At 33.3% G+C, this 6,729-nt stretch carries 5 protein-coding genes; all 5 read right to left on the bottom strand.

The features are described 5' to 3' along the window. Positions 1 to 223: 223 nt before the first annotated feature. Positions 224 to 1,129 carry a WG repeat-containing protein gene (locus tag MKJ01_RS09860; RefSeq protein WP_241613415.1) on the bottom strand — a complete coding sequence of 302 codons (906 nt, stop codon included), beginning with the start codon at positions 1,127 to 1,129 and terminating at the stop codon, positions 224 to 226. 120 nt (positions 1,130 to 1,249) lie between these two features. After that, a complete protein-coding gene (locus MKJ01_RS09855; RefSeq protein ID WP_241613417.1) occupies positions 1,250 to 2,185 on the bottom strand; it encodes a hypothetical protein in 936 nt (311 codons plus the stop codon). Positions 2,186 to 2,268: 83 nt separating this feature from the next. Further along, complete coding sequence (locus MKJ01_RS09850; protein ID WP_241613419.1) at positions 2,269 to 5,169, bottom strand: OmpA family protein; 2,901 nt, start codon at positions 5,167 to 5,169, stop codon at positions 2,269 to 2,271. A 16-nt stretch (positions 5,170 to 5,185) separates the two neighbouring features. After that, positions 5,186 to 5,677: a DUF4280 domain-containing protein gene (locus MKJ01_RS09845; protein WP_241613421.1), complete on the bottom strand. Its 492-nt coding sequence runs from the start codon at positions 5,675 to 5,677 to the stop codon at positions 5,186 to 5,188. Positions 5,678 to 5,679: 2 nt separating this feature from the next. After that, on the bottom strand, positions 5,680 to 6,726 hold the full coding sequence (locus tag MKJ01_RS09840; RefSeq protein WP_241613423.1) for a hypothetical protein: 1,047 nt from the start codon (positions 6,724 to 6,726) through the stop codon (positions 5,680 to 5,682). Positions 6,727 to 6,729: the final 3 nt, after the last annotated feature.

The raw sequence follows: 6,729 nt of genomic DNA, 5'->3' as shown, positions 1-6,729 counted from the left end.
AAAAATTTTTTGAGCTGTAAGGGCTCAAAATTTTCCAGAATAACTTTTTAACTTACACAGTTAGTGAGACACTACCTTAAAATGAATGAGTCTTATTTAGACCGATGTCAGTAATTTATATTCAAAAGAATACACAATAATTATTTTTTATGAGGCATCAAAAAAGAGATTTTTTTAGAACAACTTTGAATATCGATTAATGATAATAGTATAACTACAGGTTTCATAGTATATAATTTCCAGTAATAAAATCTTTAAAATCTACTGTTTTTCTAATTATACCTTTGGTTACTTCAAGCTTTTTCTCATCGGTATCACTTTCATCTATGTGATCATAAGTCACAGGAACAACAATTTTAAACTGATGATCCATAATACCAAATAAAGGTTTTCCGCCGGCATCTTTTTTAGATACTATAAAATAATGATTGTCATGGGTATATGCGACAATGATTGAATATTCAAAAGGAACTAATACTTTCAGATCAGAATCGATGATACCCATTTTATCTTTATCATTGGTAGCCGTAATCAGATTTTCTTTATCAGATAATAAAACAGCATCTTTAAGGCTGAACGGCAGTATATCTTTTTTTAAGTTCTGATCAAAAACATCTACCCTGCTTTTACTACTTTGTTTTGCAAAATATGTATTGCCTATTTTTTCAACGCTTTCATATTGGAAAGGGATCAGAACTTTTTTACCATCAGCCAAAACTCCCATATTCTGGTTCTTATCAACAACCACATCAATATTTCCCTTAATATTTAAATGATGATCAATATAGCCAGGAAGAACGACGAGTTTTTTATTCTGGACATCCAACCAGACAAGAGCATCCGGTTTATTGGCCTGATGAGACATATAATAAAAATCGCTTCGTTTTTCAAGCCCATCATAGAAAGACTCTACAATAACATTTCCTTTGGCATCAGATATTCCGTATTTATTATCTTCATTTTTAAATGTTTTATACCGTCCTCTATCTTTATAATTATTGATAACTAATCCATTAATAATTGTGTCCTGCTTCTGAACGGTCACATCTTTTGCAAATGTATTTTCTTTTTTCTGAGAACAGTTGTAAAGACTGCCTATTGTAAGGGAAAGTATGAGTATTTTTTTCATTTTATTTTTCTTTACATAATTGTATTCCAACAATAATAATTTCAAAAGGTTAAATTAAAATAGAGAACAAATATTTTTTAAGAAAAAAACGAATCATAGATTTATCTCTCAAAAAACGTTCTAATATACCTTAAACTCTGTCTCACCTTGTGGAATGTAAAAATATCGATTCAAAAATATTCCTCTTGTTCCTCCGTCATAATTTGCTTTTGCCCAAAGCACCGTATTTCCACGTAATTTATTATCTGCAGTATCCATCATTAAGACCGCTAATTTTCCATTGGCAAAAAACTCCAGCTTATATTTCTCAATTGGTTGCATCTTGAAAGTCGGATTATTATAAATATCTTTGAAGAGTGTATTTATATTTTTGCTGATTGTTTCTTTATCATCATAATTAGAAACATATAAATCTTTTAGTGTATTGTATTCCAGCCGTGCAATGTTATCCTGATCCCTGCTCTCATAGATGGATGAAATTTCTTTATACTTTTTAAGGAGTTTTTCTTCTAATTCCTTTTTATTCATTTTTCTCAGATCCTGCGCATTTTCAAATGGAGATTGTATCTGATAAGGAACGTCTACATTGATATTGACACTCCCTTCATAATATGTTTTCCCGGTTCCTGTAAACCTTTGTTTTACATATTCTTTTGTTATTTCATTTTTTGAGGTCGGTAAGCTATATTCCATCAACATTTTATCCGATGCATTTTCATTCTTCAAATCATATGAACCCAGCTTTAGATTAAGACTCGTTTCATCTGTTAAGGTAGGATAATCCTGTTTATATTTATTTTGATTTCCAAAAGGATATAGTTTGTATTTTAAAGTATGCTGACCACTTTTAAAAATAACCCTATTAATATCAAAACCTTCCGGAACCATATTATCAAAATTTTTAAAAAGAGGAATATCATCTATAAAAATTTCATAATAACAATAGTTTCCTTCATGTGATAATACATACATAGGTTCTATAGGATAATGTTTTACCTGCTTAGAAATTTCATCAGCAATATTATCTACAGTAATGTTTGAATTTTGATTAATCATATTTTCTTTTTTTTGAGAGCAGCTCTGCAAGCTAATTAACAGGGTTAATAGTGATACTAAATATTTCATATGTTTATGTTTCATTATTGTTTAAATAATTCTATTTCATATAAAGGAAGTTCAAAAGGTTCTATTAAAGTAAATGGAGTGGGTGTTCCTTCATTTGTTTCTAAATCAAGAATTTTCCCAATTACAGTAGAAACTTTTAAGTTTCCAAAATAATTGCCTTCTACCCCTGAACAGTATATTATTTTTTTTACAAAAAGACCTTTTCCCTCTTTATTATTTACACCATACATCAATTTTGCTCCTAAAATACCATTCAATCCTACATTTACAACTCCATCAATTTTTGTTTGGAAAGGATCAAATCTAAATTCTTTTTTATATTTTAAACTGATATCAGCCTTAAAACTGATTTGTTCTTTTATTATAGACTGATTTTCGGCCTTCTGCACCAGATTGCCTAATTTATCCGTAAAGCTATAACTGTTAGTAAGGAAATTAAATTGCATATTTTGTTCAAATATAAGATCTCCTCTTACCGTTATACTTCCTTTGATAGAGACTCCTAAACTTTTAAAATATTCTTCAATTTTGCTATTATTTTCTTTATTTTCGTTTAATTTTTTTTCTGATCCTTTGGGATGTTTTGCATTCTTAATATCCTGTATTGTTTTTGTGATCAACTGAACAAGATCAAACTCTCTTTTAAAGTTAATCGCAATCAATGGATCGGCCTTGATATTAGCTTCATATACTAATGCAAGTTTTCCGCTTTTCTGTTTCTGATAATACATTCCCGCATTTACGGCAATAGCAGGCGGAATCAATTCTACACCTGCATCATTCATCTTTTTAAGAACACTTTCAGCCTTTCTTGCCATTTTAGCAAATTTTTCCAGCTTGGTACTTATATTTTTACCCCTCGTAAGATAAATCATTAACAAGTCTATAATAATGCCTACCACTACAAAACCATAAATCACAGCAGCAGCAGCAAATCTCGTGTACTGAGTTTGCGTTATTAAATTGGTATTCGTACCTGAAAGAGAGAGCTCCTGACCCGCTTTTTCCACATTACGGTTATGATATGTATGGATTCCATAAAAATAGCTTTTTGCCTGACTTTCAATATATTTTAATAAAGTATGTTCAACGATGAAATTTGCAGGAATTAATCTGTAAATTTTATAAAAAGTAGTTGCTTTTAATTCATTAAGAACATCAGAAATTCCTTGTTCAAGGACGAAATTCTTCTGATGAAAATAATAAGACGTTACCGTTTCCTCTCCATTATACTGAAAATGCCCTATCCATACTACGTCCGGATAAACTCTTACTTCCAGCGTTGCTTTATCTTTATCAGCATAATACGAACAACTGTTAATATGAAACGCAAACTGATAATAGATCTTAGAAAGAGGATTCAAAAATTTCCCCAATAACAAAGCATAATTTTTAGGAAAACCCGACTGTTGGGAAAAAACAATTTGTTTTACAATACTTCCATTTTTTGGAACAAGATCTTTACTGTCGGTTTCATTTACATAAATTATATTTTTATTATGCTTCTCTTTTCTAAAGCAGCCTTTGTCCGATCGGTTTAAGACATTTACTGTTATCTCTTTTATTTTGTTGGCATCCGGAGCAATCATTTCATAAAAAAGCGCATTCTGATTGTATTCTATATAACTGAATTCAATCTCTACCCTTCTGTTTTTCTTATAGGCTTCCTCGGTTTTTCCGGAAGCTATAGGGCTCACTTCTCCGTAACCTCTTGTTTTGATCCTGTTTTTATCTAAACCTCCTTTTGTGAAAAAATCTTTTACTGATTGTGCTCTTCTTTCAGAAAGTGCCTGATTATAATCTAATGTTCCTCTATCATCGGCATGTCCGGAAAGAGACATATCCAAATGCTGGTTGTAAAGCAAAAAGTCCAGCAGATATTTTAAAGTATCACGGGCTTCGGGACGAATATCTGATTTATCATAGTTAAAATGGACTTTAGCGGTCGTATACTGTACTACGGGAGACGTTTTTTTGAAAGCAGTTTTCCCTTCTTTAAAAACCTCGAAAGTCTCGCCATTATCTTCTATATTGATCTGCTTAAAGGTGCAGAGATGATTTACTTTAACATCTTTATCAGCTGCACCCACTTTTACCGGAGCATTGTTGGTAAGCTGTACCATATTCTTTTTAATAGGGACAACATTATTTTTAACTTTCAGGTACCTAGCGTGGATGATTTGTTTCTTGCTGTCCTGTATATACTTGTTCCCGTCTTTTACTTTAATGTAGAACAGGTTGTCTTCATTCCCTTTTTTCCAGGATGGCTGAATGGTAAATTCTGTATTAACCTCTCCGTCAATAACTTTAGCCTGTTTTTGAAACACTTTAGTCTGGGCATCATCTTTTGTAGGATCATAATTTGTGTCAAATATCCTGCCTGCAACTTTACCGAAAGTAACTTCACTGTTGAGGCGATACAGTTCTATGGTAAGAGTCTGTTGATTTAACCCTTCTGTTTCCAACCCCAAAAAAACATTCTCCCCAAACGAAAATTTATGGTCACGCTGATCTGCTCCGTCATTTTGCAAACACCATTTGCTGCTGACCAATAAAGCCGGAGTAAATCCCTTTACATAAAGACCCGTATTATTTTTGGTATCTCTGTTTCCGAAAAGTGTAGCCTCAATATAATAATATGCTGATGCTCCACATTCCTTTTTTTTAAAACCATAACCATATACCTGGCTAGGTCCGACCTGTTTTTTATTGATAATCATCTGCCTTGTATGGTCCTGCCGTATCCAGATGGTTCCTTTCTTTTTATCAGCATCTGTTGTTCCCGGCAGCCACTCGGAAACTTTAAACCATATAAGTTTTCCTGCCTCAATACAAATGCGGTTTCCTGATCGGCTTATTACTCTTGCATTGACTTGACTGGTGGCTATATCGATCTTGCTTACTCCTTTTCCCATTTCAATTGTTTAGAGTTTATTTAATTGCATCTCCTGATGTATCGTATACCTTCTCTTTTTTATACATACTTTCAGAATTTATAAGCGGGTTGATCTGCTGCTGCACATCCTTATCTGCATTTTTAAAGTTCTGCTGACTTGCTTCTGCTCTCTGGCCATGATCAATAATTTCAATGCATGGAGTTCCTGCAATGGCACAAACAGCCTTGCTGTCTTCTAAAATGATATATCCGCTATTGCTCAGCTGTACTTTTTCATAAAAGTCCTTCCACTCGGTAACCATAACCTTACAAGGAGGCGGCGGACTTCCCATCTTTGTACAGTTTCCGAAAGTGTTTTTTTCAAACGTTGCAGCACCTATTTCCCTGGTGGTAACAATCAGTTTTTTTGATGCGCTTTTATCATTTGCATATTCTTTTTGATGCGAAATCACTTTAAGTTTGTCCGGAAGCTGTCCGAACTGACATTTGCACATAGCACCCTGCACTACAATATGTTTTTCTGCCATAGCTAAAATTCTTTATTTGAAACTACAAGTCTGGTTAAATAGTCATTCCCAAATTCTAACCGAATGAAGGAAGAATTCATCCTGAAGGTAACTACCGTTAAAGCTTTTGATGAGTTTTCATCAACATTTACCGTTGTCTGATAAAGCTGTGCATTGTACCTCGCAAATTTATCTTTACATTCTGATGGAGAACTGTCATTAAATACCAATCCGTACGGAAGTCCGGAAACAGCATCTTCACCATAATACTGAATCGCATAATATTCATCACCGTCCGTCATATTTGCATATATCATGTTGAAATCTCCAAAATCCCAGTTATAATATTTTCCGTTTTTGCAGCTTTCACAATCCAGCTGACTGGGATCTGTCTTTAACAGCTTGGTGATGTAATCAGCAGATGTCGGTAAGCCGATCAATTGTTTTTTGCTAAAAAGGTTCTGTAAGTATTTTGATGTTACTTTTTTCGGAGCAGTTTTTGCTTCAAACTCTGCAACCTGAGCTTCTGCCAGGACTGTTGTCTGAGCTTCTGAATTAGGATCAATTCCGTCATTTGCTGTTTCTTTCGAAGGTTTTTTGGCTTTACTTTTCAGAAGAAATTCCTTAATTTCATTTTCCACTTTCCCTGTCGATTTTGTGAGTTTCAGATCAACATCTTTTTTAGACCAGCTGTCAGGAGTTACTTCTTGCAGAAAAACACTTACTTTAGTGCTTTTAGCAGAAACTTTTTTCATCGCTACATTCCAGGTCGCTTTCTGAATAAACTGTTTGGCTTTAGCACCTTTTTTAAGTGCTACATTCAGATATGGGTTTTTATTATCGGTATCATACTTCAGATCATACAGATCTACCGTGGTAGAAAATTCGTTATCTCCCGCAGCCACAGCTTCGGTCTCATCTTTCGTAAAATCATTTTTAAAATCAAAAATGGTGTCTTCTAATGTTTCTATGCTTTTCGGTACCGTAAATTCCACTTTTTGCCCAAAATAAAGGCTGAAATACGAAACAAAAAAAAGGATTAAAAATTTATGGTTCAGTGTAACTTTCATTTT

Source organism: Chryseobacterium sp. SSA4.19 (assembly GCF_022601875.1).
Lineage (GTDB): Bacteria > Bacteroidota > Bacteroidia > Flavobacteriales > Weeksellaceae > Chryseobacterium.
The sequence above is the reverse complement of the archived record's forward strand: the minus strand, read 5'-3'. Positions and strand labels throughout refer to the sequence as shown.